This window comes from Actinoplanes sp. NPDC051494 (assembly GCF_044454705.1).
Lineage (GTDB): Bacteria > Actinomycetota > Actinomycetes > Mycobacteriales > Micromonosporaceae > Actinoplanes.
Map to the genome: position 1 here is coordinate 41,395 of NZ_JBITDZ010000002.1, position 23,423 is coordinate 64,817.

Sequence of the window (23,423 nt, forward strand, 5' to 3'; positions counted from 1 at the left end):
CGATCAAGCTGGGCGTCGGGGCAACGGGTGCACGGGTGATACCTGCCGCAGGTGGACGAGTATGTCGAGGGCTGCGGGTAGGTTGTCGACGGCGAGGTGCTCGAGGGCGTCTCGGGTGGGCTCGTAGATGCCGCTGATCACTCGGACTGTCGCGGTTGCGTTCCACCGGTGGTGGAGGTCGGGGGTACGCAGATCGAGCCAGAGCGCTGGCTGGGCTGCCGTGCCGAGTTGGGCGTCGAGCCAGTCCGGGGGCGGTGGGGGGACGTTGGCGATGCCGAGGTCGCCGTGGTGGAAGCCGATTGCCACGGCGACGTATCCGGGGCCGTACTGTTCGCGCAGCATGGTGCCGACGGTGGGCTGAGGGCCGCGCGCGGGTGCTATGCCGAGGGTCACCGGCGTTGCCGTGGTGTGCGCGATGGTGTCCCAATAGGCCGTGCGGACGCCGGTGCGCCGCTGATGCCCGGCGATCGCTGCGGCCCAGGTGCGAGCGTCTCCCGCGTAGTCGTCGCGTCCTGCGACGCTGCGTTCGTGGAAGTCGACGATCCGGCGCATCAGCGTCAAGACGACCTGGTCAGGCAGCTGTTCGACGATGGCGAGCGCGTCGCGGGCGTGTTGGGCGAAGGGCCGGCCCGGGTGGATGCCACGCGCGCGCTGTATGTGTTCGTCGGTCTGGTGCGCGGTACGGATGGGTTCCAGGTGGGCGGCGAGCACGGCCACCCGGTGCGGGGTGACGTCGCGGACGTGGTCGAGCACGGTGTCGTAGTCCGCGGGTCGCGCCTGCGCCGGCTTCACGCCGAAAATCCGGATCGAGCGGTCCGGATGATCGTGGTTGAAGGAGCGGATCCAGTCCAGTGCCGCGGCCATCTCCGCGGTCCGCCACGGGTGCCAGGCATCGGCCAGTGCCGCCGCGGCGGTTCCGGCGCCGCCGTTGACATACCTGTCGAGCCCCGCGGCGGCGCGGGCGTCGTCCTGCACGGCGAGCGCTTGGAAGCCATGGCGCGAGACCAGACGACGGAAGAGCTGCTCGCGTACTGCGAAGGTCTGGTGGGCGAATCTGGTGGACTCGCCGAGCCCGGCGATCGTCGCACCGACGCCGATCGCCTCCGCCAACTGATCGAGCGCCGCGCCGGACAGCGGCTCGGACAACCTGGTCATGCGCAGGCCCCGACGCGAACCTGAGTCAAAGCACGTGACCGGACCACCACCTCGTCCAGCATGGCCGCGAGGGCCTGATGCTGGTGCGGGCCGGGTCCGAACTCGCCGGGCTCGGTGGCCTCGGAGAACGTGAAGTCCTGGTGCAGTTCGGCCAGGATCAGCCGCAGGTGCAGAAAGTCCAGAGCGTTGTTCAGCGCGGCTGGGATCGAATAGTTGTACTCCGGCGTCACGAACACGAAGCCGTCGAAGCGGGCGACAGTCTCGGCCCAGCGGACGGTGTGCGCGTTACGGTATCGGCCGAACAGGGCCGGTTGCGGCTCGTCGAGCATCGGTGGCGCGAAGTCGGCCAGGTCGACGATGTCGAATCCGGCTCCGGGCTGTTCCTGTGCTGCCTGCGCAGCGACCCATTCGGCAACGATGCGACCTCCCCGGCCGGGACGCGTGCTGCCGACGATGATGGCGATCTGGACCATGGCACTCCTCGGGAGTAGCTTTACACCGGTCGGTGTAGAAGCTACTGCGATCGGTGTAGTTAATGCAAGCATCGGTGCAACCGACTAGAGTTGGTCGTCGTGACCGGTGGAAAGAAAATTGTCGGCCAGCCTGACAAGCATCGGGCGATCGTGGCCGGAGCCCTGAGACTCTTCGCCCGCGACGGCTACAGCCGCGCCTCCCTGGACGCGATCGCCGCCGAGGCGGGTGTTTCCAACCGCACCATCTACAACCACTTCGCCGACAAGGCCGACCTGTTCCAGGCGGTGATCCACGACAGCACTGAACGTGTCGCGAACACGATGGTCGACATCATCGATCGTCATCTCAGCAAGATTGTCGACCTCGAATCGGACCTGATCGACTTCGGGATGGCCTGGCTCGGCGTGCTGACCTCCGACCTGGCCCCGCATTTCGCGCTCATCCGCCAGATCAACGCCGAAAGGGAACATGTCCCCGCCGCCGCCCTGCGGCTCTGGCGGCAAACCGGCCCCGAACGCACCCGCCACGAGCTGGCCCAACGCCTGCGTCGCATCGCCGAGCGCGGTGACCTAGCGATCGAGGACCCCACCCGTGCGGCCGGGCATCTGATACTGCTCATCTCCGCCGACAACCTCATCGACCCGGATAACGACCTGCAAAGCCGGGACGAGACCGAAGCGATGATCACGGCTGGGGTGCATGCCTTCCTGCACGGTTACGAGCCCCGGAGCCTGCGCCCGCCTCGCTGACGGAAACCGGCGCACGGCTAGCCGTAAACGCCGGAAAGGACGTCACGTACTGCATCTCCACGGCTGAGCTCCCTGCCAAGCGTAGGTAACGCCCCTCTCAAGGGTTCGTTATGGCGTCGGAGTCCATTGCTGTACGGCAACCGTGATGTCGCCGAGGGTGCTGGGGTGTCCGTCTGTGTATTGCCATAGGGGCCAGGAGCATCCGGTCAGCTCGGCCCATCCTTGTTTTGTTGGTTCGGCGAGCTGTTTTTCCGCGATGGTTCCGATGTCGCCGGTGACTTCACCGTAAGCGAAGAGAACAGGATCGTTCAGAGAGCGCCAACGAACGAGAAATCGCTGGTTGGTGCACCCGTTCATCGTCGCTGGATAGGGATCGCTGCAAGTGTCGCTTCCGCACACCGACGTCCATTGGTCAGTAAAAGCGCGCGTGATTTCGGTCCAGTCACGTTGTTGCTGCCAACCGTCAAGCTTGTCAGGGAAGGTGGGGCCCTGGCCTGCGTGGAGGGTGTCTGAAGTGATGCCGGCGCTCCACGTTGCGGTGAGTCCCGGCAGGTTGATGGGTAGCCGCTCGTCTTTTTGGACATACCAGGCGATGACAGCTGTTGCCGCTGCTACGGCGAGGATGACGGGAACTGTAACTGCGACGGCGAGGCGGGCTGGCGAGGGCATGAAGCGAAGCTATCGATGACGGCGGTGGCCGGGATCCGCGAATCGGTGGTTGTTGTGTGTCCCACCGGGCATCCGCGCCTGGCGGTCTGCCGCCGACAGCGCGCTTCAGGCGATGCCGGACCCGCGGGGTCAGAGCCGTTCCGCAGCATCGAGAGCCGTTGGGCGAAGAAGTGCGGTCGCGCCGATAACCTCCACCCCCAGCAGGCGCCCGCCGGTATCGAAGTCGAGAACGATGTCGCCTCTTCCCGGACGTTCAACAACGACGTTCTCGACAACCGCCGCTCCGGCAATTTTCTCCAGCTCGAGGTAAGCAGCATCCGCCTCGTTGTCGTACTCCAACGCGCTGATCTGCCGTCGTCCGCGGAGGATGCTCAGCCTTGGGCCCGGAAGGGACGACCTCCGGCCCGCAGCCCGTACCCGGAAAGGGTTGTCATCTCGTCGTGCTGAGCGCCGGGTCGGGATTCTCGGCTTCCGGAGCCCGTGACTTGAGCAGCCGGCGCATGGTCACCGGCCCGGCCAGGGCGATGAACACCGCCAGCGTGGCGGGCACCAGGAGGCCGGCGGTCAGGTTCGTCGCTCCGGCGAGGTAGCCGATCGTGGCCGGGCCGGCCAGCAGGCCCGCGGAGCCGGAGATGGAGATCAGGGCGACGTTCGAGGGTGGGCCGCCCGCTTCGCCGATGGCGCTGAACAGGACGGGCACGATCACCGCGATGCCGGAGCCGGCGAGGATCCAGCCGGTCCAGGCGAGGGGCAGTCCGCCGGTGGCGGCCGAGGACAGGACGAGGGCGTAGCCGATGGCGGCGAGGGTGCCCGCGGCGAGCAGGGTGCGGGCGGGGCCGAGCCGGGCCCGGATCGGGTCGCCCAGCAGGCGGAAGATCGTCATGGCGACGGCGAAGACCGTGTACGACAGTGGCGCGAGTGCGTCGTCGGCGTTCAGGACCCGGGCGGCGTGCAGGTTGGCCCAGTCGATCGCGCCGGATTCGACGAGGTGTCCGCCGAGACCCAGGATGAACATCGCGCCGAGGACGAGTGCGCCGATCCGGACCGGGCGGACCGGTGTGCCGGTGCTGTCGACGGTCGTCTGTCCGGGTGGCGGCAGCAGTGGGCGGGTGAAGGCCGCGAAGACCACGGCACTGGCGAGGGCGGCGATGACCAGCATGGCCTGGTTGCCCAGCCCGAGGGTGAGGCCGAGCGAGGTGAGCGCACCCGCCGCCGCGCCGCCCAGGCTCCAGAATCCGTGGAACGACGAGATGATCGGCCGCCGGTAGTAGCGCTCGAGCTCGACGGAGTGGGCGTTGAGGCCGACCTCGACGAAGCCGACGCCGATCCCGTAGATCGCGCCGCAGACCAGCAGGGTCTCGTAGCTCGGGGCGAGGGCGGGGGCGACGAGGACCAGCTGGGTGGCCGGTCCGGTCCAGCGCAGCAGGCTCCGGCTGGTGATCCGGTCGGCGATCTTCCCGGCGGCCAGCATGGTCACCAGCCCGACGATCTGGATGAGCAGCAGCACGGTGCCCAGGCGCGCCTCGCCGAGGTCGAGGCGGCGGTCGACGGACGGCAGCGCGGCCGCCCACGCGCCCATCACGAAGCCCGAGGTGGCGAAGGTGCCGAAGACGCCGGTACGGGCACGGCGCAGGGCGGCGTTGTCAGGAAGCATGTCTTTCCTTGGCTCACAGTTATGTTCTTGCCTCGAACATAAACGCGGGAAGGTTCGCCGGTCAAGACTTTGTTTTTGCCGAGGACAAAATCTGCCATAATCGTGGTCGTGGTATCGACGACCAGCGCCGACCTGCGCGTTCACAACCTGGTGCGGCTGTTGCGGGCGGTGCACGACGCCGGCGAGCCGCTCACCCGCGCCGACGCGGCCCGGCTGCTGGGCATCGGCCGCAACACCGCCGGCGCACTCGCCGCCGAGCTCGAGGCGGCCGCGCTGCTGCACGAGGTCCCCGCCGGCGCCACGGGACGCGGGCGGCCGACCACCTCGCTGCTGCCGCACCCTGCCGGCCCGGTCGCTTTCGCCGCCGACCTCCGCGAGGACACCTGGACCCTGGCGCGGATCGACCTGGGCGGGCGGCTCACCGAACTGGCGTCCGGTGAGCACGACCGCACCCCGGCGGTGTTCGCCGAGATCCGTGCGGTCACCCGGCGCCACGCCGACGACCGGCTCGCCGCGCTCGGCATCGCTGTCGCCGGACCGGTCCGCCACGGCCGCCACCTGCACATCTCCCACCTGGGCTGGGACGACGTCGACCTCACCGAGCACCTCGGCGACGAGTGGCCCACCACGGTCGACAACGACGCCCGGCTCGCCGGGCTCGCCGAGGCCCGGCGCGGTGCCCTGCGCGGGGTCGGTACCGCGCTGCACTTCCACATCGACTTCGACATCGGCGGGACCCTGCTGCTGGGCGGGGACCCCCAGCGCGGTGCCGCCAACATCGCCGGCGAGTTCGGGCACATGCCGCTGACCGGCTCCGGGCTGTGGTGCCGGTGCGGTGTCCAGGGGTGCTGGAGCCTGCACGTGGGCACGAACGCATTGCTGCGTCACGTCGGGCAGGAAGCCGGTTACGGCCGCGGACGGGCGGCGGGGCTCGAGATCCTGGCCCGCGCCGAGGCCGGCGACGCCCGGGCCGGCCGGGCGGTCGACGACAACGCGGTCGCCCTGGGACACGGCCTCGGCGCGCTGGCCAACGCCCTGGACCCCGAGGTGATCACGCTGTCCGGGCTCGGCGTGGAGCTGATCCGGCTGCGCCGTGACCTGATCGAGCGGTCCTGCGCGGAGAAGCTGATGCGGTTCCGCCGGGCCGAACCACCGCGCATCCTGGCGGGCACCGTGGGGGAGACGGGCCCGCTGCGCGGGGCGGCCGAACTCGCCTTCGACACCGTCCTGACCCCCGCCTGGCTCCAGGCCCGATCGGCCGCGGTGCACTGAATGCCGCGCACAGCAACGATCCGCGGACCGTGGCACTGCCGTCGTCGAGCCTGGCCTTCAGCTGAGCGGAAGAGCTGCGGTCCAGCCGAGTCGGCCTAATCCATCCGTTGACCGTGGAGCACGCGTAGCGCGTCGAGTGCGACCGCGGTGAGCACGCCACGGCCGACGCCGGCGCGGCCGAGCTACCGGCTGGCGGAAGGCGACGTCCTCGACGGACCGGGGTTTCGCGCCCTGTTCACCGAGGACGGAACGTTCAACGACATGCCGAATGCGCTGACCTTCCGCGGGGACCAGATCCCGTACGCGCTCTCGGGCTTCGCCGGCGTTTTCCCCGACGTCCACCGGGAACTGCTCGGCGTGCACGCGGCCGGTGATGTCGTCGCCGTCGAACTGCGCATTCAGGGAACGCATCTCGGCGCGTTCCCGACGCCGATCGGCGACATCCCTCCGACCGGAAACCGGATCGACGTACCGACGGCGGATCTCTGGTATCTTCGGGACGGGAAAATCGAACGATTCAACTGTTACAACGCGGCGAATGTGCTGCTCGCCCAGACCGGGGCCACCCCCGATTTCGCGTCGGCGATCGAGGCCGCCAGGACAACCGCGACCGGGGCGCCTCAGAGCGGTCACTGACCGCCCGTGGTCCGTTGCTGCCAGCGCAAGGGATCGTCCTCCAGCGCGGGGCGGTCCCACTTCCCGAGGTTCGCGGCGGCCTCGTAGGTGGTGCGGAGGAACTCGGCGACCGCCCGGTCGGGATCCGGTGCGGCGCGCGCCACCTCGTACGGGAGCAGGAACTGCTGGAACTCGGTGCTGAAGTACGCACCCTCCGGGCCGACCGGCTGATCGGCGAAACCGTCGGGGGCGGGATAGGCGTACGAATAGAAAGCGCCCTCCGCACCGCCGCCGGGCCAGAAACCGCAGCTCGACAGTTCATGGGAGTAGCCCTCGACCATGACCCAGTCACCGCAGTTGGGGGCACCGCCGGGGTGCGGCGGGGCCGACCGCCCGGAGAACCTGGTGCAGGCGAGGTCCATCGATCCCCAGAAGAAATGCACCGGGCTGACCTTGCCGGCGAAGTGCGACCGGAACTCGCCGACCACCCGGTTCGCCTGCAGCAGTTGCCGCCAGAACAGGGTCACCGCCGGGCCGTCGTACGATGCGTGCTCATCATCCTCGGCGAAGGGGATGGCCGGCTCGACCTCGTTGGGGTAGGGCCGGATCGGCGCCTCGATCCCGAGCTCGCCCAGCAGGTCCATGATCTGGGCGTAGAACACGGCGACCGGCATCGGCCGCAGCGCGAAACCGCGGGTGCCGCCGTCGCTGTCGCGGATCTCGAGCCGGTGGCCGACGAAGTCGAACTCGATCTCGAAGCAACCCGTGCGGTACGGGATGGCCGACGTCGTCAGCCCGCGCGAGCTGACGTACAGGGTGACCTGCCACCAGTGGTTGACCAGGGGAGCGTGCGCCATGCGGATCTTGCCCACGATCTGGGTCCACATGTGCAGGGTGTCGCGGGTGGCGGTCCAGTCCGAGACCTTGAGGCTCGGCCAGTCTGACGGCATCGGTACTCCCATCGCTTGCTCACGGCACGCTAGCACCGGGATGCGGCGCGGGATTCCCGGCTCGAGCTCAGGCCGGACGTCAGGAGCGCGGCCGCGGTTGTCAGAGCGAGCGTTCTCCGGTGTGTGGACATCATGGGAACGCCTGTCGCGGGGGAGGGGATGGGGTTCCGCTCGGGTGGGCGGGTCAGCTCCGGGGCGTGCGACCGTGACCGGGAACCGCTTCACCGGATCGCTCCTGCCGCGCAGGCCGCGGCGAGGCCGGGGGCCAGGGGAGCGCGGGGGATCAGGGTCGCCTGCACGGCGTGGTAGAGATCGGGTTTGCCCGGCCACGTCGACGCGGCCGGCTGGTTGCCGCTGTCCAGTTCGTGGTGCCAGGAGCCGTGCTCGCGGTCGACGACGTGGTGCCGGATGTAGTCCCACCACCGCGCGTATCGAACCTGGTACCGATCGTCGCCCGTGCGGGCGTGCAGGACGGCCGCCGCGCCGACCGCTTCCGCGGCGACCCAGTGCATGCGTTGCCGGCTGACGGGTCTGCCGTCCCAGTCGGTCGTGTAGACGAAACCGGGTGCTCCGTCGACGGCCCACCCGTCGGCGGCGGCCCGGTCGAAGAGGGCGGCCGCGGCGGGGAGCATCCAGTCGTCGGCCCCGGTGCCGAGGGCTGCTTCGAGGTGCAGGACGAGCCGGGACCACTCCAGGGCGTGGCCGACGGTGGCGCCGAACGGTTTGAACGGATCCAGCGGGCGGTCCCGGTGATGATCGAGCCGTGGGCGCCAGGCCGCGTCGAAATGCTCCGGCATGCGCCACCCGCCATCGCGCGCCCACCGTACGGCGTTCGCGGTGATGGTCAGCGCCCGGCGCAGGCAGTCCGGGTCGGCGGTGGCGTCGTAGGCGGCGAGCATCGCTTCGACCGCGTGCATGTTGGCGTTGAGGCCCCGGTAGTCGTCGGCGTGCAGCCACTCGGTGTCCCACCGGTCGATGAACATCCCGTGGTCGTCATCCCAGAAGCGGGTCAGCAGGGTGTCGAGCGCCGTGGCGAGCAGGTCGCGTGCACCGGGGCGTCCGGCGATGGCCGCGGACGAGGCGGCGAGCACGACGAACGCGTGGTCGTAGCACGATTTGCCGGCCGCCGGTTGCCCGGCCGCCGGTTGCCCGGCCGCCGAGACGGACGGATACCAGCCGCCGTGGCGGGCGTCGTGCAGGACACCGGTGAGCCCGGCCAGTCCGGCGTCGGCCAGGGATCCCGCACCGGGTACGCCGAGCAGGTCGGCGAGGCTGTAGACGTGTGTCATCCGCGCGGTGATCCACGTGTGCACCGGCTTGTCGAGGTCCGGTGTTCCGTCCGGCCCCAGCCAGGCCGCGCCGCCGAGTGGGTGCGGGAATAGGCGGCCGAACTCGAACAGGCGCGTCATCTCGCGATCGAGCCAGCCGGCGGGTACGGGTGGTGCGGCCGGAGGCCTCAACGGTGCTCCTTCAGGGTCGCGGTGCTGCCGTCAGCATGCGTCGCGACCAACCGGCGGGTCAAGGTTAGATTAATTAATTACGTACTTGGCCGCGCGAGGGGAGGGGCAGACCCGTCCGCGGCCCGGAGGGCATCCCGGTCTGAATTAAATTAGTAATCTAATCTTGACAGCCGTGTAACGCCCGTCTCATGCTGGGCGCTCCACCGAGGCGGTCTGGTTGCCGCCCGTAACCAGTCATCAGGACGGACACCGGCATGATCAATAGAAGGAACTTCATCGGTCTCGGGGCGGCGGTGGCCGTGAGCGTGGTGGCCGGCTGCACGGGCGGCGCGGGTGACGACGACGGTGGCAGCGGGTTCGCCGGAGACGTCTCAGGTTCGATCACGGTGCTGACGAACCGCACGGATCTGGTGGACACGGCGCTGCCGGCGTACGCGAAGACGTTCGAGGCGAAGTACCCGGGTACGAAGGTCACCTTCCAGGGCGTGACGAATTACGACGACGACGTCACCACGCAACTCAGCGGTGGTGACTACGGCGACGTGCTGATGATCCCGGCCACGGTGGCGATCGGTCAGTACGGCCAGTTCTTCGAGCCACTGGGCACCGTGGACGAGTTGAAGGCGACGTACCGGTTCGTCGACCAGGGCGCCTACGACGGCACGGCGTACGGCCTGTCGCCGGGTGGCATCGCGAAGGGTCTCGTGGTCAACAAGCGGATCTTCGCGCAGGCCGGGATCACCGCCCCGCCGACCACCCCTGAGGCGTTCGTGGCGGCGCTGAAGGCGGTGGCGGCCACGACGTCCGCGGTGCCGTATTACACGAACTACAAGGACGGGTGGCCGCTGAGCGAGTGGAACAACCACCGGGCGGTGCTGTCGGATCCGAGCATCAACGACACGTTCCCGGCGGATCCGAACCCCTGGCAGCCGGGCAAGATCCAGTACCTCACCGACAGCCTGTTGTTCGACATCGTCCACCAGAAGCTGTCGGAGAAGGACCCGCTGACCACGAACTGGGAGTCCTCGAAGCCGATGCTGGCGACGGGGAAGATCGCGTCGATGCTGCTGGGGTCGTGGGCGGTGCCGCAGATCCAGGCCGCGGGGACGACCCCGGACGACGTCGGGTTCTGGCCGTTCCCGTACCAGACCGGCGGAAAGTTCCACGCCGCGATCGACGGCGACAAACTCGCCGCCGTCAGCAGGAACTCGAAGAACAAGGCCACCGCGAAAGCGTGGCTGGACTGGTTCGCCAACGACTCCGGGTTCGCCGCCGACCAGCAGGCCATCCCGCCCGCGATCAGCCGGCCGTTGCCGGCCGGGCTGCAGGCGTTCACCGCGACCGGTGTCGACCTGGTCGAGGTCCCCGCGGCGACCACGAACGCGGGCAAGGAGGACGACATCATCCGGGAGTCCGAGATCGACCTGAAGGGTGACATCTACCGGCAGAAACTCGTCGACGTTGCCCGGGGCGCGGCCAGGGGCACCAAGGACTCCTCGTTCGCCGACCTCAACGAGCGGTGGAGCAAGGCCCGAGCCCAGGTCATGAAGTGACCGGCGGGTGGTGGCGCCGGCAGTCACCCTGGCTGTACGTCCTGCCCGCGCTCGCACTGCTGATCGTCTTCACGTACGTCCCGGTCGGCAACATGATCTGGTACAGCTTCCACACGTGGGACGGCCTGGACGTCACCATGGACCCGGTCGGCTGGGCCAACTACGTCCGGGTCTTCACCGACGAGCAGTACTGGCGGGTGTTCCTGGTCAGCGGCTACTACGTCGTCGCGTCGTTCGCCCAGATCGCGGTCGCCCTGTACTTCGCCACCGTGCTCTCGTTCAGCGTGCGGTTCCGCAACCTGTTCAAGGGCATCCTGTTCTTCCCGTACCTGTTGAACGGGGTCGCGGTCGGCTTCGTCTTCCTCTACCTGTTCCAGCCCGGCGGCACGCTCGACACCGTCCTGACGGCGTTCGGGCTGGGTGGGCACACCGAGCTCTGGCTCGGCGACCCGGACCTCGCGAACTTCTCGCTGGCCGGCACCTCGATGTGGCGGTTCACCGGGCTCAGCTTCGTGTTGTTCCTCGGCGCGATCCAGTCGATCCCGGGCGAGATCTACGAGGCCGCCGAGATCGACGGGGCGAACCGGTGGCACCAGTTCCGGCACATCATCGTGCCGGGCATCCGCCGGATCATCAGCCTGTCGTTCATCCTGGCGATCTCCGGCAGCCTCGCGGTCTTCGAGATCCCGTTCATCATGACCGGCGGCGCGAACGGCACCCGCACGTTCGTGGTCCAGGCGTACGAGACGGCGTTCCAGTTCCGGCAGATCGGCCTGGCCTCGGCCATGGCGGTGGTGCTGCTCACGATGGTGCTCGTCGTCACCTGGATCCAGCGCCGGATCCTGCCCGACGACGAGGTGAGTCTGTCGTGAGACACGTGGCGCGTTCCGCGACGTACGCCGCACTGGTGCTGGCGTCGCTGGTGGTGCTGGTTCCGCTGGTGGTCGTCCTGTTCGCCGCGTTCAAGACGCACACCGAGTACAGCACCACCGGTCCGCTCACCCCGCCGCGGAACTGGTTCAACGTCGACAACTTCGTCACCGCCTGGACCGGCGGGAACATGCTGCGCGGGTTCTTCAACACCACGATCATCCTCGTGGTGTCACTGGCCGGCACGGTGGCGGTCGGCACGCTCTCCGCGTACGCGATCGATCGTCTGGTGTTTCCCTTCAAACGCGTGGTCCTCGGTCTCTTCCTCGTCGCCGCGCTGGTGCCCGGCGTCACGACCCAGGTGGCGACGTTCCAGATCGTCAAGTCGATGGGACTGGTCAACAGCCTCTGGTCGGCCATCATCCTGTTCCTGGGCACCGACATCGTGTCCATCTACATCTTCATCCAGTTCATGCAGTCGATCCCGAAAAGCCTGGACCAGGCCGCGATGCTCGACGGCGCCGGCCGGTTCACGATCTACCGCCGGATCATCCTGCCGCTGATGAAGCCGGCCATCGCCACCGTGGTGATCATCAAGGGCATCGCGGTCTACAACGAGTTCTACATCCCGTTCCTGTACCTGCGCTCACCCGACCTCAACGTCATCTCCACCGCGCTGTTCCGCTTCAAGGGCCCGTACGGGGCGCAGTGGGAGACGATCGCCGCCTGCACCATTATCGTCATCCTGCCGACCGTCGTGATCTTCCTGCTGCTGCAGCGCTTCATCTACAACGGCATCACCGCCGGCGCCACGAAATGAGAAACCGATGACCTTTGCCGAAGACCTCGGCGGGACCTGGACGCTGCAGGCCGACCCACCCGTGCCCGCGCTCGTGCCGGGATGCGTGCACACCGACCTGATGGCCGCCGGCCGGCTCGAGGACCCGTTCTTCGACGACAACGAGAAGTCCGTCGCCTGGGTGGGCCGCACCGACTGGGCCTACCAGCGCGACATCGCCTGGACCGGGATGCCCCCGGAGCGGCTCGACCTGGTGTTCGAGGGCCTCGACACGGTGGCGGACATCGACCTGGACGGCACCCCGGTCGGCTCGACCCGCAACATGCACCGCACCTACCGCTTCGACGTGACCGGCCGGGTCGACGCCACACCCCGGCCACTGACCGTGCGGTTCACCTCCGCCTACACCGAGGCCGAACGCCTCCGCGCCGAGCTGGGCGAGCGCCCCAACGCCTACCCGGAGCCGTTCAACTTCATCCGCAAGATGGCCTGCTCGTTCGGCTGGGACTGGGGGCCCACGCTGGTCACGGCGGGCATCTGGCGACCCGTGCGGCTGGAGGGCTGGAGCGTCGCCCGGCTCGCCGCAGTCCGTCCACTGGCGACCTGGGACGCCGCGGGTGGCCACCTGGATCTCACCGTCGAGGTGGAACGTGCGGCCTCCGGCGAGGGCCGCGAGCTACGGGCCAGGGTCCTGCTGGACGGCCGGGAGATCACCGTCGCCGACCCGGACGCCCGCGTGACGATCGACCTGCCGGACATCGAGAGGTGGTCCCCGCGTGGCTACGGCGACCAGCCGCTGTACGACCTGACCGTGGTGCTGCTGACCGCCGACGGTCTGGAGCTGGACCGGTGGCAGCGGCGCACCGGCTTCCGCGGCGCCGCGATCGACCTGGCCGGCGACGGCTTCGTCATCCACGTCAACGGCGAGCCCGTGCCGGCCAAGGGCGTCAACTGGATCCCCGACGACATCTTCCCGTCCCGGATGACCCGGGCACGGTACGAGTTGCGGCTGCGCGAGGCCGCCGCGATCGGGGTGAACCTGATCCGGGTGTGGGGCGGCGGCATCTACGAGGACCGCGCCTTCTACGAGCTGTGCGACGAGCTCGGGCTGATGGTCTGGCAGGACTTCCTGTTCGCCTGCGCCTGCTATCCCGAGGAGGAGCCACTTCGCTCCGAGGTGGTCGCCGAGGCCCGCGACAACGTGACCCGGCTGGCCGTACACCCGAGCCTGATCACCTGGTGCGGCAACAACGAGAACCTGTGGCTGTTCGCGGACGCGCGGCACGGGGAGCAGAGCTGGGGCGAGGGCTTCTACCTGGAGACGTTGCCGGCGATCGTCGCCGAGCTCGACCCGTCACGGCCCTACCAGGCGGGCAGCCCGTGGTCCGGTTCATGGGAGCACGAGCCCAACGACACCGAACACCGCACTCACCACTCGTGGGAGGTGTGGAACCGCGAGGATTACCTGAACTACCGCAACACGACACCGCGGTTCGTGGCCGAGTTCGGCTGGCAGGCACCGCCGGCGTGGACCACGCTGCGTGACGCGGTCTCCGACGAGCCGATGACACCCACCTCGCCGGGCGTGCTGCACCACCAGAAGGCCGAGGACGGCAACGGCAAGCTCGCCCGCGGTCTCGCCCCCCACTTCGGCGAGCCCGCGAGCACCGAGGCCTGGCACTACCTGACCCAGCTCAATCAGGTACGGGCGGTGGCCACCGGCATCGAGCACTGGCGCTCGTACTGGCCGCACACCGGTGGGACGATCGTCTGGCAGCTCAACGACCTGTGGCCGGTCACCTCGTGGGCGGCGATCGACGGCGCCGGGCGGTACAAGCCGCTGTACTTCGCGTTGCGCGAGCTGTACGCGCAGCGCGCGCTGACGATCCAGCCCCGCGACGGCGCTCTGGTGGTGGCCGTCCTCAACGACCAGCCGGGCGAGTGGACCGGCGATCTGCTCATCGAACGCCGCGACACCGCCGGCGCGCTGCTCTCCACCGCCACCGAGCGGGTGTCGGTGCCCGGCCGGTCGGTGATCCTGGTGCCCGCGGGGTCCGGCGACCTCGTGGTCGCCCGGCTCGATGACGCGCGCGCACTGTGGTTCGAGGACGTCACGAGCGACGACGCGGAGCTCACCGTCGAGGTCGAAACCGTCCCCGGCGGGCTCGACGTCCACGTGCGGGCGGCCGGCCTGGCCCGGGACATCCTGCTGCAGGGCGACCGGGTGCACCCGTCGGCGGTCGTCGACCGCGGTTTCGTCACCCTGCTGCCCGGAGAATCCACCACCTTCGCGGTACGCGCACCCGTCGAACTGGACGCCGCCCTGGTCAAGGCGCCGTGGGTGCTCACCGACCTGGCCTCGGTGCTGCGCGGCTAGCCGGGTTTCATGGCCGGGCGAAGTTCGCGGTGTGGCCGGGAGCGATCGAGGCCTGCACGATCAGCGCCGCGGCGCCGATGCTCGCGGCGTCGCGGGGCTGGGCGGACAGTTCCACGACGACCTCGTGACGATGCCGGGCATGAGCCGCCCGGGCCAGGTGCTCGCGCAGACTGCGCGCGTAGATGGAACCGGCCACGGCCATGCCCGGCCCGGTCAGGATGAGCCGTTCCAGGTCGAGCAGGTTCACCATCGAGGTCACCGCCACGTTGAGCAGCCCGGCCGCGGTGTCGATCACCGCGTACGCGTCCGGGTCACCGCTGACCGCGGCGAGGGCCACGGCGTCGTACGCGGTGGCGACGTTGCCGCCCAGCTCCAGCCGCGCCGCCAGGCCGGGATGTGCCCGGGCCGCGTCGACGGTGGCCGTCGTCGACGCGTACCGCTCCACGCAGCCCCGGTTGCCGCACGGGCACTCCCGGCCGTCGAACGCGATCGACAGGTGGCCCAGCTCGCCCGCGTCGAAGCTGGCACCGCGGAAGAGCGCGCCGCCGAAGACCAGGCCGGCACCGATCCCGGCGGACAGGTAGACGCTGCCGAACGACTGCTCGCGGCTGACCCGGCGGCTCCAGAACTCGCCCAGCGCCGCGGCCGCCGCGTCGTTCTCGACCAGGACCGGGACCCGGAGCCGGTCGGCGAGCTCGGCCCGCACCGCGTCCCACTCGGGGAACGACCCCTCGAGCGCGGGGTTGGCGGTCGGCGACACGATGGCCAGGCCCTCGATGCGCGACGGCGGCAGGTCGAGGGCGGCCGTGAAGTCCTCGAAGCGGGTCGTGAGCGAGCCGGTCAGGTCGTCGCCGCCGAGCGGCACCACCTCGCGGCCGATGACGCCGCCGGTGAGGTCGACGGCCACACAGGTCAGCGACGCGGTGCCGAGCTGGAAGCCGATCCCGAAGCGGTTGGCCGGGTTGATGGCGAGCAGCTTGCGGGGCTTGCCGCGGGCCGAGTCGGTCGAGCCGGTCTCGTGCACGATGCCGTCGGCGATGAGGTCACGCACGATGTTCGAGATCGACGGTTGCGTCAGGCCGGTCATCTCGGCCAGTTCGACCCGGCTGATGCCGACGGTGGAGCGGACGACGTCCACCACGAGGGCGCGGCTTCCCGGACCGGCCGCGGGTGCTTCACGACGTGCCATGGCGGTACCGTACCCGTCCGGCCGTCAGCGGGTGCTGTCGCGCACGACTATATGAGCCTTCGGTGCCTCGTAGACGTCGCCGGCGGCGGCACCGTCCATCGCCTTCAGGACGGCGTGCGCGGCCAGCTCCCCGATCCGCCCCACGTCGTGACTCATCGCCGACAGCGCCGGGACGGCGAGCTGGCACTGCGCGGAGTCGTCCCAGGCGACGACGGACACGTCGGCGGGAACCGCCAGGCCCCGCTCCTTGAGGGTGAGCAGCCCACCGAGGGCCATGACGTCGTTGTCGTAGACGATCGCGGTGGGCGCCGCCGGGGCCGTGGCCAGCAGCTGCTCGGTGAGCGCCCGGCCGGACTCCAGCGAGTAGTCACCCGCGACGGTGGTCACGGTGAGGCCGCGGTCGGCGGCTTCATTCTCGAAGCCACTGCGGCGCATCTGCGTGTGCGCCAGCAGCGGGGGCCCACTGACGTGTCCGAGCACGGTGTGTCCCCGGCCGGCGAGGAACCGCACCGCCTCCCGGGCGAATCCCGCGTCGTCGGTCCATACCGTGGGCAGTCCGGGCGCGGTCGACGGGTCGCCGATCACCGCGGCCGGGATGCCGAGCTCGCCCACCAGCTCCACGCGCTCGTCGCCCGGCTGCAGATCGACCAGGACGACCCCGTCGACCAGGTGCCGGCCGGCCCACTGTTCGTACGTGGCGATCTCGGCCGCGCGATCGGTGACCACCTTGACCAGCACCGATATCCCGGCGGGGGTCAGCACACGCTCGAGTCCCTCGAGGAACTCGTGGTAGTAGGGCTCCTCGCCGAGGACCTGGGAGGCTCGTGCCAGCACGAGGCCGATCCGCCGTGGTGCCTTGGTCACTGAATCTCTCCGCATCGTCAGAGATATTGAACCATCGGCTCCGCGGCACCGATGGCCGCCCCGCCGGGCCGGACCGGCGGGGCAGACCGGCGGGGCAGACCGGCGGGGCGGCCATCGTCAGCCGAGGGTCCAGCGCTGGTTGCTCTGGCCGTTGCAGGTCCAGATCTGCAGGCGGGTGCCGTCAGCGGTGCCCTGCCCGCTGGCGTCCAGGCACTTGCCGGTCGCCGGGTTGGTCACGGTCTGCGCGGTGGTGTTGTACGTCCACTGCTGGTTGGCGCTGCCGGCGGTGCAGTCCCAGATCTGCGCCTTGGTGCCGTCGGCGTTGACCCCGCCGGCCACATCGAGGCATTTGCCCAGTGCGCGCAGCGTACCGTCGGACGGCCGGGTCCATTGCTGAGCGTTGCCGCCGGCGTCGCAGGTGTAGAGCTGCACGGCCGTACCGTTGGTGGTGTTCGCGCCGGCGACGTCGGCACACCTGCCGCTGGCCACGCCCTTGATCTTTCCGGCCCCGGCGGCGGGAGGCGTCGTGGTCGGCGTACCGCTGACATTGATCTCACCCTGGTTGAGCACCCGGGGCAGGAAGTACGAGGCCTGGATCTCCGCGTTGGTGTTGCTGCCCTGCAGCTGCTCCGACCAGATCATGAAGTAGGCCCATTTCGGCTGACTGCTCAGGAACGCCGCCGTCGGCACCTTGCCCATCTCGGCGATCGCGATCGGCTTGCCCGCGGCGATGGTCTGGATCTGCGCGTAGTCCGCCGCCGACGGATAGTTCTTGTACCAGGCGTCGAGCGACACCACGTCCGCGTACGAGCTGCCGGGGTAGTACTGGGCCCAGTTGGCATTCGGGTTGTCCTGCACGTTCCACACCCAGATCAGGTTGTCCAGGCCCTGGCTGTCGAAGTAGTCGCGCATCTGCTGGTAGATCTTGGCGCCGCCGTTGGTGCCGGGGCGGTTGCCCCACCAGTTCCAGCTCTCGTTCATCTCGTGGAACGGGCGCCACAGCACCGGCACCCCGGCGTCCTTGAGCTGCTTGAGGTAGGGGACGACCTCGGCCATCCGGTTGCGCCAGGTGGTGTTGAGCGCGGTGCCGCCGGTGACGATGTCCTGGAACTGGGCGTTGGTGATCGTCGTCTTGACGCCGCCGTCGAAGGCGCAGGTGCTGCCCACGGTCGGCGAGCAGGCATGCCAGGTCAGCGCGACCAGCGACCCGGCGGACCACTGGGCCTTGGCCTGGTTGATCACGTTCTGGCGGTTGGCGACGTCGGCGGGGTTGAACATCATGTCGCCGCCCCACAGGCCGGGCCACTGACCGGTGATGGCGTTGGCGATCTGCGAGTACCGCAGGGGTGCGCTCGCGGGCTCCTTGTTGTGCTGGCCGGAGACGACGCTCGTGCCGGTGATCGACTTCAGATAGTTGATCACGGTGCTTTTCGGGGTCGCGGCGAATGCGTCCGCTGTTCCGGGCAGCTTGAGCATCGCGGCGCCGAGGACGAGCGCCGCGACGGCGGTGGTGGCCATCGCGATTCTGCGACGGGACCGGGGGTTCCGCATGGGGATTCTCCTGGGGGATGGGGATAGGAGATGAGGGATCCCGTTGAGGGTGAATCCCGTGTTACGGTGCTGTCAATAGTAAAGTAATTAATTTAAGGATAGGGGTTGATGGTGTTCGTGCCAGCCCAGCCCACACCGCCGGCCACCGGGGAGCGCACCCTCCCGGTCAGCTTCGCCGGCGACCAGTACGCGGTGACGGTCTACATCCCCGCCGGCGCGCAGCCCACGCTTCCGCTCCCCGCGATCGTCAACCTGCACGGCTCGCAGAGCACCGGCAGCGCGCAGCTGCGGTACAGCGACATGAAGAAAGCCGCCGACATCAACTCCTTCCTGGTCCTCGCGCCCAGCGCCGCCATCCCCGCCGCCTCCGGATTCGCCTGGAACGTGCCCGGCGTCGGGACACCACCGCCCGGGGCCCGCGACGACATCGCGTTCCTGGATCGGGTGATCACCACGGCGACCACGTCGCTGTGCCTCGACCCCGCACGGATCTACGGCGCCGGCTACTCCGGCGGCGGCCGGATGATGTCGGCATACGCCTGCCGGCGAGCGAACCGGGTGGCCGCGATCGCCGCCGTGGCGGGGCTGCGCGCCGGCCGCCCCGACCCCGCCTCCTGTGCCCCGGCCCGGCCCGTACCGGTGATCACGTTCCACGGCCGGCAGGACGCCACCAATCCGTACGCCGGTGGTGGCTCGCGGTACTGGGTTTACTCGACCCCGGCGGCCCAGCGGCGCTGGGCCTGGCTCAACGGCTGCACGAGCGGCCCGCGGACCACGACCATCAGCACACACGTCACCCGGACCACGTACACCGCCTGCCGTGACGGTGCGGACGTCGTGCTCCACACCGTCGCCGACGGCGGTCACACGTGGCCGGGCACCCCGATCGACAACGGCAACGGCACCGTGACCACGGAGATCAACGCCAACGCCCTCATGTGGCAGTTCTTCCAGCGTTTCACGTCCGGATCGGCGGGATGACGCCTCCGATACGGTTGATCTCGCCGAACGGACGGGTGGGGGCTGGGAAACAGATGAACCGGGTGCTGCTGGCCGACTTCCTCCGCGCGCGCCGCGAGACGCTGCAGCCGGAGGACGTCGGGCTTCCCCGCGGCTCCCGGCGCCGCGCCGGTGGTCTGCGCCGCGAGGAGGTCGCCGCGCTGGCCGGGATGTCGGCGGACTACTACACCCGCATCGAGCAGCGACGCGGTCCCCAGCCGTCGGAGCAGATGCTGTCCGCGCTGGCCCGGGCGCTGAACCTCAGCCTGAGCGAGCGGGATCATCTCTTCGACCTCGGCGGGCACGCGCCGCCGCGCCGGCAACCGCTGGACGACCGGGTCAGCCCCACCATGATGCGCGTCGTCGAGCGTCTGTCGGACACGCCCGCACTGGTGATGTCCCGGTTCAACGAGGCGCTGTTGCAGACCCGCCCGGCGGTTGCCCTGCTCGGCGACTACACCCGGTTCAGCGGCATGTCCCGCTACCTGGCCTACCGCTGGTTCACCGACCCGGCGCAGCGCGCGCTCTATCCCGCCGAGGACCACGACGTGCGGGGCCGGGTGTTCACCGTCGACCTCCGGGCGGCATACACCGCGGACCCCACGGGTACGGCCGGCGAGATCGTCACCGCGCTGCTGGCGGTCAGTCCCGAGTTCGCCGAGGTCTGGCGGCGGCACGAGGTGGACGTGACCCATCACGAGGACCTCAAGCGGTACCTGCACGCCGACCTGGGTGAGCTGGAGCTGTACTGCCAGCGGCTGGTGGACCCCGACCACGCCCAGGAGCTGCTGATCTTCTCCGCCCCGTCCGGCACGCCGAGCCACGAGAAGCTCCAGCGCCTGCTCCGGTAGTCCCTTGTCCAGGGACTCGTCGTCCGTGGACAAGAGCATCCCTTCCTCCGGGGGTCCGGCCGGCGCCATCCTTTGCCGGTCGAACAAAGCACGTTCCGGTGGCAAGGTCGAGGAGTTCCGATGAAGGCAGTGCGTTTCCATGAGTACGGCGACCCGGGCGTCCTGCGTCACGAAGAGGTCGAGCAGCCGGTCCCCGGTGCCGGCGAGGTGCTGATCCGCGTCGCCGCGACGTCGTTCAACGGCGTCGACGGCAACATCCGGGCCGGCTTCATGCAGGGCCCCATCCCGGTGACACTGCCGCACACCCCCGGCATCGACGTCTCCGGCACGGTCGAAGCGCTGGGCGCCGGCGTGACCGGCGTCGAGGTCGGCGACCACGTCATCGGGTTCCTGCCGATGACCGGAGACGGAGCGGCCGCGGAGTATGTCGTGGCTCCGGCCGGGATCCTGACGGCGGCGCCCACCGGCATCCCGTTGGCCGATGCCGCCGCCCTGCCCCTGGTGGGCCTCACCGCGTGGCAGGCACTGTTCGACCACGCCGAGCTGACGGCGGGACAGCGGGTACTGATCAACGGCGCGGGCGGCGCGGTCGGCGGATACGCCGTACAGCTGGCCAAGAACGCCGGTGCGTACGTGATCGCCACCGCGAGCCCGGGCAGCGAGGTACGCGTCAAGGAAGCGGGCGCCGACGAGATCGTCGACCACACCAGCACCGCCGTGACGACAGCGGTGCCCCCGGTCGACGTGGTGCTCAACCTGGCACCGGTCGAACCGGCACAGCTGACCGCGCTGCTCGGCCTGGTCCGTACCGGCGGGGTCCTGGTGAACACGACGGTGTGGATGCCCGCCCCTTCCGACCAGCAGCGCAACGTACGCGGCATCGACCTGTTCGTGCGCAGCGACGCCGGCCAGCTGTCCCGGCTGGTGGCGCTCGTCGACGCCGGTGAGCTGCACGTCGACGTCGCCCAGCGGGTGCCCCTGGCGGAGCTCGGCGCGGTCCACGCCCGGGCCGCCGCCGGCACGCTGCCCGGTGGCAAGGTCGTCATCGTCCCGGCATGACCGGCACCGTGTTCAGCCCGCCCGGCACCGCGGCCTACACGGAGGCGACCGCCTCCGTCCAGAGTGCGGCACCGGCCGGGGCGTTCACCGCCCGAGCCGTCGTGCTGGCCGACGGTGAGGTCGTCGAGGCGTGCGCCACGCACCGCCCGGACCTCGTCTGGACGCTGCGCGGTGGCGTCGTCGTGGACCGCCCCCACCTTCGTCGACACGTCGCGCAACCACAACGAACTCACGACGACCACACCCGCGTCCGCCTCGCCGCCGACCAGAAGGATTTCGCCATGAGAACACCGGCACTCATCACCGCAACCGACGACACCGTCTCGATAACGGTGCAGCAGCGCAGCGCGGCGACCCCCGGCGAAGCTTTCCGGACAATCGTCCCGATCGACCTGACGGCCGTCTTCCACCGGGTGGCGCCATTCCCCGGCGTCGCGAGTGTGGCGAACCAGACCGAACAATGGGATCACGTCGGTCCCACCCGGAACCCCCGGTTCGACGACGGCTCCCAGGCCGACGAACAGTTGACCGAATACGTCGAGGGCTCGAGCTTCGCCTACCAGCTGACCGGCTTCACGAACATCCTTTCCCGCCTCGCCACCGGCGTCCGCGGAGAATGGAACTTCAACCCCGACGGCGACGGCACGCTCATCCGCTGGACGTACGAGTTCAAGCCCCTGCCAGGACGCCGCTGGATCCTCGCCGGCCCGTTCACACCCCTGTGGCGCCGCTACATGGTCGCCGCTCTCGCCCGCTGCGTTCAGCTGGTCGAAGCGGCCCCCAGCCGCGTCGTTCAGGGCCGGGGCACCCATCTCGCATAGACGAGCCAGATGACTCTGCCGGTCAGCCGGAGAAGCTTGGCGGCGATACCAGCGTTGCTCGAGTTGATCATGGTCGCATGATGGCTCGGTCCGTTCGCGCGACTCCAGCTCCTGTCCGCTGAACGGACGGGAGCTGTTTCACCCCATGGGTTCGGTGCTGGGCGGGGATGTCGGTAGCCGTCGCGGGCCTGTTAGCGTGCGGCCATGACGGAGAGGTCGGCGGGTCAGCGGGCCGGTGGGCTGGTGTTCGCCGGGATCGTCGGGGCGGCGGCCGGGGCGGCGATCGCCGGGCGCCGGGGCTCACGGGCGGCGATGATGGGGGCGGTGGCCGGGGCGGCGGGGCTGGCGGTGGTCGAGGCTGTGGCGCGGCGCCGGCAGCGGCCGGGGGAGATCCCGGCGTGGTGGTCGCGGGTCGCGATGAGCGGTGCGATCGCGGCGCCGGCCGGGTGGCTCGGTGGCCGGATGGGCAAGAAGGCCGATCCGGTGACCGTGGGGCTGACCGCCGGGGCCGTGGCCGGGGCGCTCGGGTTGCGGCCGCAGAAAGTGGCGCTCGGGCCGGCTGTCGGTGCTGCCGTCGGGGTGATGTGGCGGCTGGCGGCCGGTCGGGAAGCGGCGCCGGCTGCCGTGGCGGCCACCGCGGTGGTCGGGTTCCGGTTGCTGTCGGCGGTGCTGTTCCGTGATCCGCAGGTGAGCCTGCTGGCCGAGCGGGTAACGGCCGAGAGCCTGCCGTTCGTGGTCCCGCTGGAGGCGCGCAACCGCTACGTCGGCGTCGACTATGTACAGGCGCTGGCCGAGGTGCTCGGCGGCAGCTACCAGGCGGACGCGCAGGACGTGGGCATCGTCGGCTCGCTCGACGATCTGGCCGGTCCGCGGTTCGACCCGGCCGGGGTGGAACCGCTGGTGCGTGAATTCTACGAGCGGACCACCCGGTTCCAGCTCGACATCGTGCCCGAGTGGCGGCTCTGGGTGCGGCCGGGCTATCTGCTCTACCGGACGCTGGTAGCCCGCCCGGTCGGGCAGGCCAACGTGCCGATGAACCAGCGGGAGACCCTGCGCGGCGTGCGCAGCCGGATCGACACGATCACCCCGGACGGCACCGGCCCGATCGGCGTACGGGGCTGGATCCGTTCCTTCGCCGACACCGACGAGCCGATCTATGTGGGCATCTACACGACCTACCGGCATGAGGGGAACGGCTATGTGAGCGTCGGTTTCCCGGTGCCGCATGGAAGCTTCACCGCGACGCTGCTGCCGCTGCCCCGCCCCGATGGCGGTCTGGTGCTGACCAGCCACAGCGAACTCGAGCACCCCGGCCACTATCTGACCTACATCGACCCGGAGACCCGCGAACTGACCACGCTCGCGGTGCCCGGCTTCGCCGAACGCCTCGACGTCTTCACCGACAACGGCGAACTGCGGGCCGAGCATGCCTTCACGCTGTACGGGCTGCCGTTCATGGTCCTGCACTACACGATCCGCCGGAAACCCTGAC

Annotated in this window: 22 protein-coding genes; 12 read left to right on the forward strand and 10 right to left on the reverse strand. The window is 69.7% G+C overall.

Annotated features, from left to right (window positions below; all coding sequences use genetic code 11):
- Positions 1-3: 3 nt before the first annotated feature.
- A complete protein-coding gene (locus tag ACIA6A_RS07055; protein ID WP_396096524.1) occupies positions 4-1,155 on the reverse strand; it encodes an erythromycin esterase family protein in 1,152 nt (383 codons plus the stop codon).
- Entirely contained in the window at positions 1,152-1,628 is a 477-nt protein-coding gene (locus tag ACIA6A_RS07060) for an NADPH-dependent FMN reductase (RefSeq protein ID WP_396096525.1), read from the reverse strand. The genes ACIA6A_RS07055 and ACIA6A_RS07060 overlap by 4 nt, the downstream gene beginning before the upstream one ends.
- 99 nt (positions 1,629-1,727) lie before the next feature.
- Between ACIA6A_RS07060 and ACIA6A_RS07065 the strand changes: the two genes are divergently transcribed.
- Positions 1,728-2,378: a TetR/AcrR family transcriptional regulator gene (locus tag ACIA6A_RS07065; protein ID WP_396096526.1), complete on the forward strand. Its 651-nt coding sequence runs from the start codon at positions 1,728-1,730 to the stop codon at positions 2,376-2,378.
- A 108-nt stretch (positions 2,379-2,486) separates the two neighbouring features.
- Here ACIA6A_RS07065 and ACIA6A_RS07070 read toward each other — a convergent pair whose 3' ends face one another.
- The 3 genes from ACIA6A_RS07070 to ACIA6A_RS07080 form a co-directional block, all read right to left on the reverse strand.
- The gene (locus tag ACIA6A_RS07070) at positions 2,487-3,047 is read right to left on the reverse strand and encodes a hypothetical protein (RefSeq protein WP_396096527.1); all 561 of its coding nucleotides are present in this window, start codon (positions 3,045-3,047) and stop codon (positions 2,487-2,489) included.
- Between the two features lie 129 nt (positions 3,048-3,176).
- Entirely contained in the window at positions 3,177-3,386 is a 210-nt protein-coding gene (locus ACIA6A_RS07075; RefSeq protein WP_396096528.1) for a DUF2283 domain-containing protein, read from the reverse strand.
- Positions 3,387-3,477: 91 nt separating this feature from the next.
- Entirely contained in the window at positions 3,478-4,701 is a 1,224-nt protein-coding gene (locus ACIA6A_RS07080; RefSeq protein ID WP_396096529.1) for an MFS transporter, read from the reverse strand.
- Between the two features lie 108 nt (positions 4,702-4,809).
- On the opposite strand from ACIA6A_RS07080, the gene ACIA6A_RS07085 reads away from it, so the two are divergent.
- Both ACIA6A_RS07085 and ACIA6A_RS07090 read left to right on the forward strand, forming a co-directional pair.
- Positions 4,810-5,973, forward strand: a complete 1,164-nt coding sequence (locus ACIA6A_RS07085) for an ROK family protein (protein WP_396096530.1) — start codon at positions 4,810-4,812, stop codon at positions 5,971-5,973.
- A 147-nt stretch (positions 5,974-6,120) separates the two neighbouring features.
- On the forward strand, positions 6,121-6,609 hold the full coding sequence (locus ACIA6A_RS07090) for an ester cyclase (RefSeq protein WP_396096531.1): 489 nt from the start codon (positions 6,121-6,123) through the stop codon (positions 6,607-6,609).
- On the opposite strand, the gene ACIA6A_RS07095 is transcribed toward ACIA6A_RS07090, so the two are convergent.
- Both ACIA6A_RS07095 and ACIA6A_RS07100 read right to left on the reverse strand, forming a co-directional pair.
- Positions 6,603-7,538, reverse strand: a complete 936-nt coding sequence (locus ACIA6A_RS07095; RefSeq protein WP_396096532.1) for a DUF5996 family protein — start codon at positions 7,536-7,538, stop codon at positions 6,603-6,605. The genes ACIA6A_RS07090 and ACIA6A_RS07095 overlap by 7 nt on opposite strands.
- A 221-nt stretch (positions 7,539-7,759) precedes the next feature.
- Positions 7,760-8,998, reverse strand: coding sequence for an AGE family epimerase/isomerase (locus tag ACIA6A_RS07100; RefSeq protein WP_396096533.1), 1,239 nt, complete (start codon positions 8,996-8,998; stop codon positions 7,760-7,762).
- A gap of 254 nt (positions 8,999-9,252) precedes the next feature.
- Between ACIA6A_RS07100 and ACIA6A_RS07105 the strand changes: the two genes are divergently transcribed.
- Genes ACIA6A_RS07105 through ACIA6A_RS07120 form a run of 4 tightly spaced genes read left to right on the forward strand, consistent with a single transcriptional unit; the run spans position 9,253 to position 14,597 of the window.
- Positions 9,253-10,551 (forward strand): ABC transporter substrate-binding protein, encoded by a 1,299-nt coding sequence (locus tag ACIA6A_RS07105; protein ID WP_396096534.1) that lies wholly within the window; start codon positions 9,253-9,255, stop codon positions 10,549-10,551.
- Positions 10,548-11,423, forward strand: a complete 876-nt coding sequence (locus ACIA6A_RS07110; protein ID WP_396096535.1) for a carbohydrate ABC transporter permease — start codon at positions 10,548-10,550, stop codon at positions 11,421-11,423. The genes ACIA6A_RS07105 and ACIA6A_RS07110 overlap by 4 nt, the downstream gene beginning before the upstream one ends.
- On the forward strand, positions 11,420-12,241 hold the full coding sequence (locus ACIA6A_RS07115) for a carbohydrate ABC transporter permease (protein WP_396096536.1): 822 nt from the start codon (positions 11,420-11,422) through the stop codon (positions 12,239-12,241). Before ACIA6A_RS07110 ends, ACIA6A_RS07115 begins: the two co-directional genes overlap by 4 nt.
- Positions 12,242-12,248: 7 nt before the next feature.
- Entirely contained in the window at positions 12,249-14,597 is a 2,349-nt protein-coding gene (locus tag ACIA6A_RS07120) for a glycoside hydrolase family 2 protein (RefSeq protein WP_396096537.1), read from the forward strand.
- Positions 14,598-14,604: 7 nt separating this feature from the next.
- On the opposite strand, the gene ACIA6A_RS07125 is transcribed toward ACIA6A_RS07120, so the two are convergent.
- From ACIA6A_RS07125 to ACIA6A_RS07135, 3 genes are all read right to left on the reverse strand, one after another.
- A complete protein-coding gene (locus tag ACIA6A_RS07125; RefSeq protein WP_396096538.1) occupies positions 14,605-15,786 on the reverse strand; it encodes an ROK family transcriptional regulator in 1,182 nt (393 codons plus the stop codon).
- A 24-nt stretch (positions 15,787-15,810) separates the two neighbouring features.
- Positions 15,811-16,650: a LacI family DNA-binding transcriptional regulator gene (locus tag ACIA6A_RS07130; RefSeq protein ID WP_396096539.1), complete on the reverse strand. Its 840-nt coding sequence runs from the start codon at positions 16,648-16,650 to the stop codon at positions 15,811-15,813.
- 117 nt (positions 16,651-16,767) lie between these two features.
- Complete coding sequence (locus ACIA6A_RS07135; RefSeq protein WP_396096540.1) at positions 16,768-18,201, reverse strand: glycosyl hydrolase; 1,434 nt, start codon at positions 18,199-18,201, stop codon at positions 16,768-16,770.
- A gap of 108 nt (positions 18,202-18,309) precedes the next feature.
- Here ACIA6A_RS07135 and ACIA6A_RS07140 point away from each other — a divergent pair, with 108 nt between their 5' ends.
- The 5 genes from ACIA6A_RS07140 to ACIA6A_RS07160 all read left to right on the forward strand — a co-directional run bounded on the left by ACIA6A_RS07140 (position 18,310) and on the right by ACIA6A_RS07160 (position 23,422).
- Positions 18,310-19,182: an alpha/beta hydrolase family esterase gene (locus tag ACIA6A_RS07140; protein WP_396096542.1), complete on the forward strand. Its 873-nt coding sequence runs from the start codon at positions 18,310-18,312 to the stop codon at positions 19,180-19,182.
- A 53-nt stretch (positions 19,183-19,235) separates the two neighbouring features.
- A complete protein-coding gene (locus ACIA6A_RS07145) occupies positions 19,236-20,051 on the forward strand; it encodes a helix-turn-helix transcriptional regulator (protein ID WP_396096543.1) in 816 nt (271 codons plus the stop codon).
- Positions 20,052-20,171: 120 nt separating this feature from the next.
- Positions 20,172-21,110 carry an NADP-dependent oxidoreductase gene (locus ACIA6A_RS07150; protein WP_396096544.1) on the forward strand — a complete coding sequence of 313 codons (939 nt, stop codon included), beginning with the start codon at positions 20,172-20,174 and terminating at the stop codon, positions 21,108-21,110.
- On the forward strand, positions 21,107-21,931 hold the full coding sequence (locus tag ACIA6A_RS07155) for an SRPBCC family protein (RefSeq protein ID WP_396096545.1): 825 nt from the start codon (positions 21,107-21,109) through the stop codon (positions 21,929-21,931). Before ACIA6A_RS07150 ends, ACIA6A_RS07155 begins: the two co-directional genes overlap by 4 nt.
- A gap of 204 nt (positions 21,932-22,135) precedes the next feature.
- Positions 22,136-23,422, forward strand: a complete 1,287-nt coding sequence (locus ACIA6A_RS07160; RefSeq protein WP_396096546.1) for a hypothetical protein — start codon at positions 22,136-22,138, stop codon at positions 23,420-23,422.
- Position 23,423 lies beyond the last annotated feature (1 nt).

Coding starts and splice junctions, on each gene's coding strand:
- ACIA6A_RS07055 (WP_396096524.1), bottom strand. CDS start 1,155: ATGACCAGGTTGTCCGAGCCGCTGTCCGGCGCGGCGCTCGATCAGTTG.
- ACIA6A_RS07060 (WP_396096525.1), bottom strand. CDS start 1,628: ATGGTCCAGATCGCCATCATCGTCGGCAGCACGCGTCCCGGCCGGGGA.
- ACIA6A_RS07070 (WP_396096527.1), bottom strand. CDS start 3,047: ATGCCCTCGCCAGCCCGCCTCGCCGTCGCAGTTACAGTTCCCGTCATC.
- ACIA6A_RS07080 (WP_396096529.1), bottom strand. CDS start 4,701: ATGCTTCCTGACAACGCCGCCCTGCGCCGTGCCCGTACCGGCGTCTTC.
- ACIA6A_RS07095 (WP_396096532.1), bottom strand. CDS start 7,538: ATGCCGTCAGACTGGCCGAGCCTCAAGGTCTCGGACTGGACCGCCACC.
- ACIA6A_RS07105 (WP_396096534.1), top strand. CDS start 9,253: ATGATCAATAGAAGGAACTTCATCGGTCTCGGGGCGGCGGTGGCCGTG.
- ACIA6A_RS07120 (WP_396096537.1), top strand. CDS start 12,249: ATGACCTTTGCCGAAGACCTCGGCGGGACCTGGACGCTGCAGGCCGAC.
- ACIA6A_RS07125 (WP_396096538.1), bottom strand. CDS start 15,786: ATGGCACGTCGTGAAGCACCCGCGGCCGGTCCGGGAAGCCGCGCCCTC.
- ACIA6A_RS07135 (WP_396096540.1), bottom strand. CDS start 18,201: ATGCGGAACCCCCGGTCCCGTCGCAGAATCGCGATGGCCACCACCGCC.
- ACIA6A_RS07140 (WP_396096542.1), top strand. CDS start 18,310: ATGGTGTTCGTGCCAGCCCAGCCCACACCGCCGGCCACCGGGGAGCGC.
- ACIA6A_RS07145 (WP_396096543.1), top strand. CDS start 19,236: ATGAACCGGGTGCTGCTGGCCGACTTCCTCCGCGCGCGCCGCGAGACG.
- ACIA6A_RS07150 (WP_396096544.1), top strand. CDS start 20,172: ATGAAGGCAGTGCGTTTCCATGAGTACGGCGACCCGGGCGTCCTGCGT.
- ACIA6A_RS07155 (WP_396096545.1), top strand. CDS start 21,107: ATGACCGGCACCGTGTTCAGCCCGCCCGGCACCGCGGCCTACACGGAG.
- ACIA6A_RS07160 (WP_396096546.1), top strand. CDS start 22,136: ATGACGGAGAGGTCGGCGGGTCAGCGGGCCGGTGGGCTGGTGTTCGCC.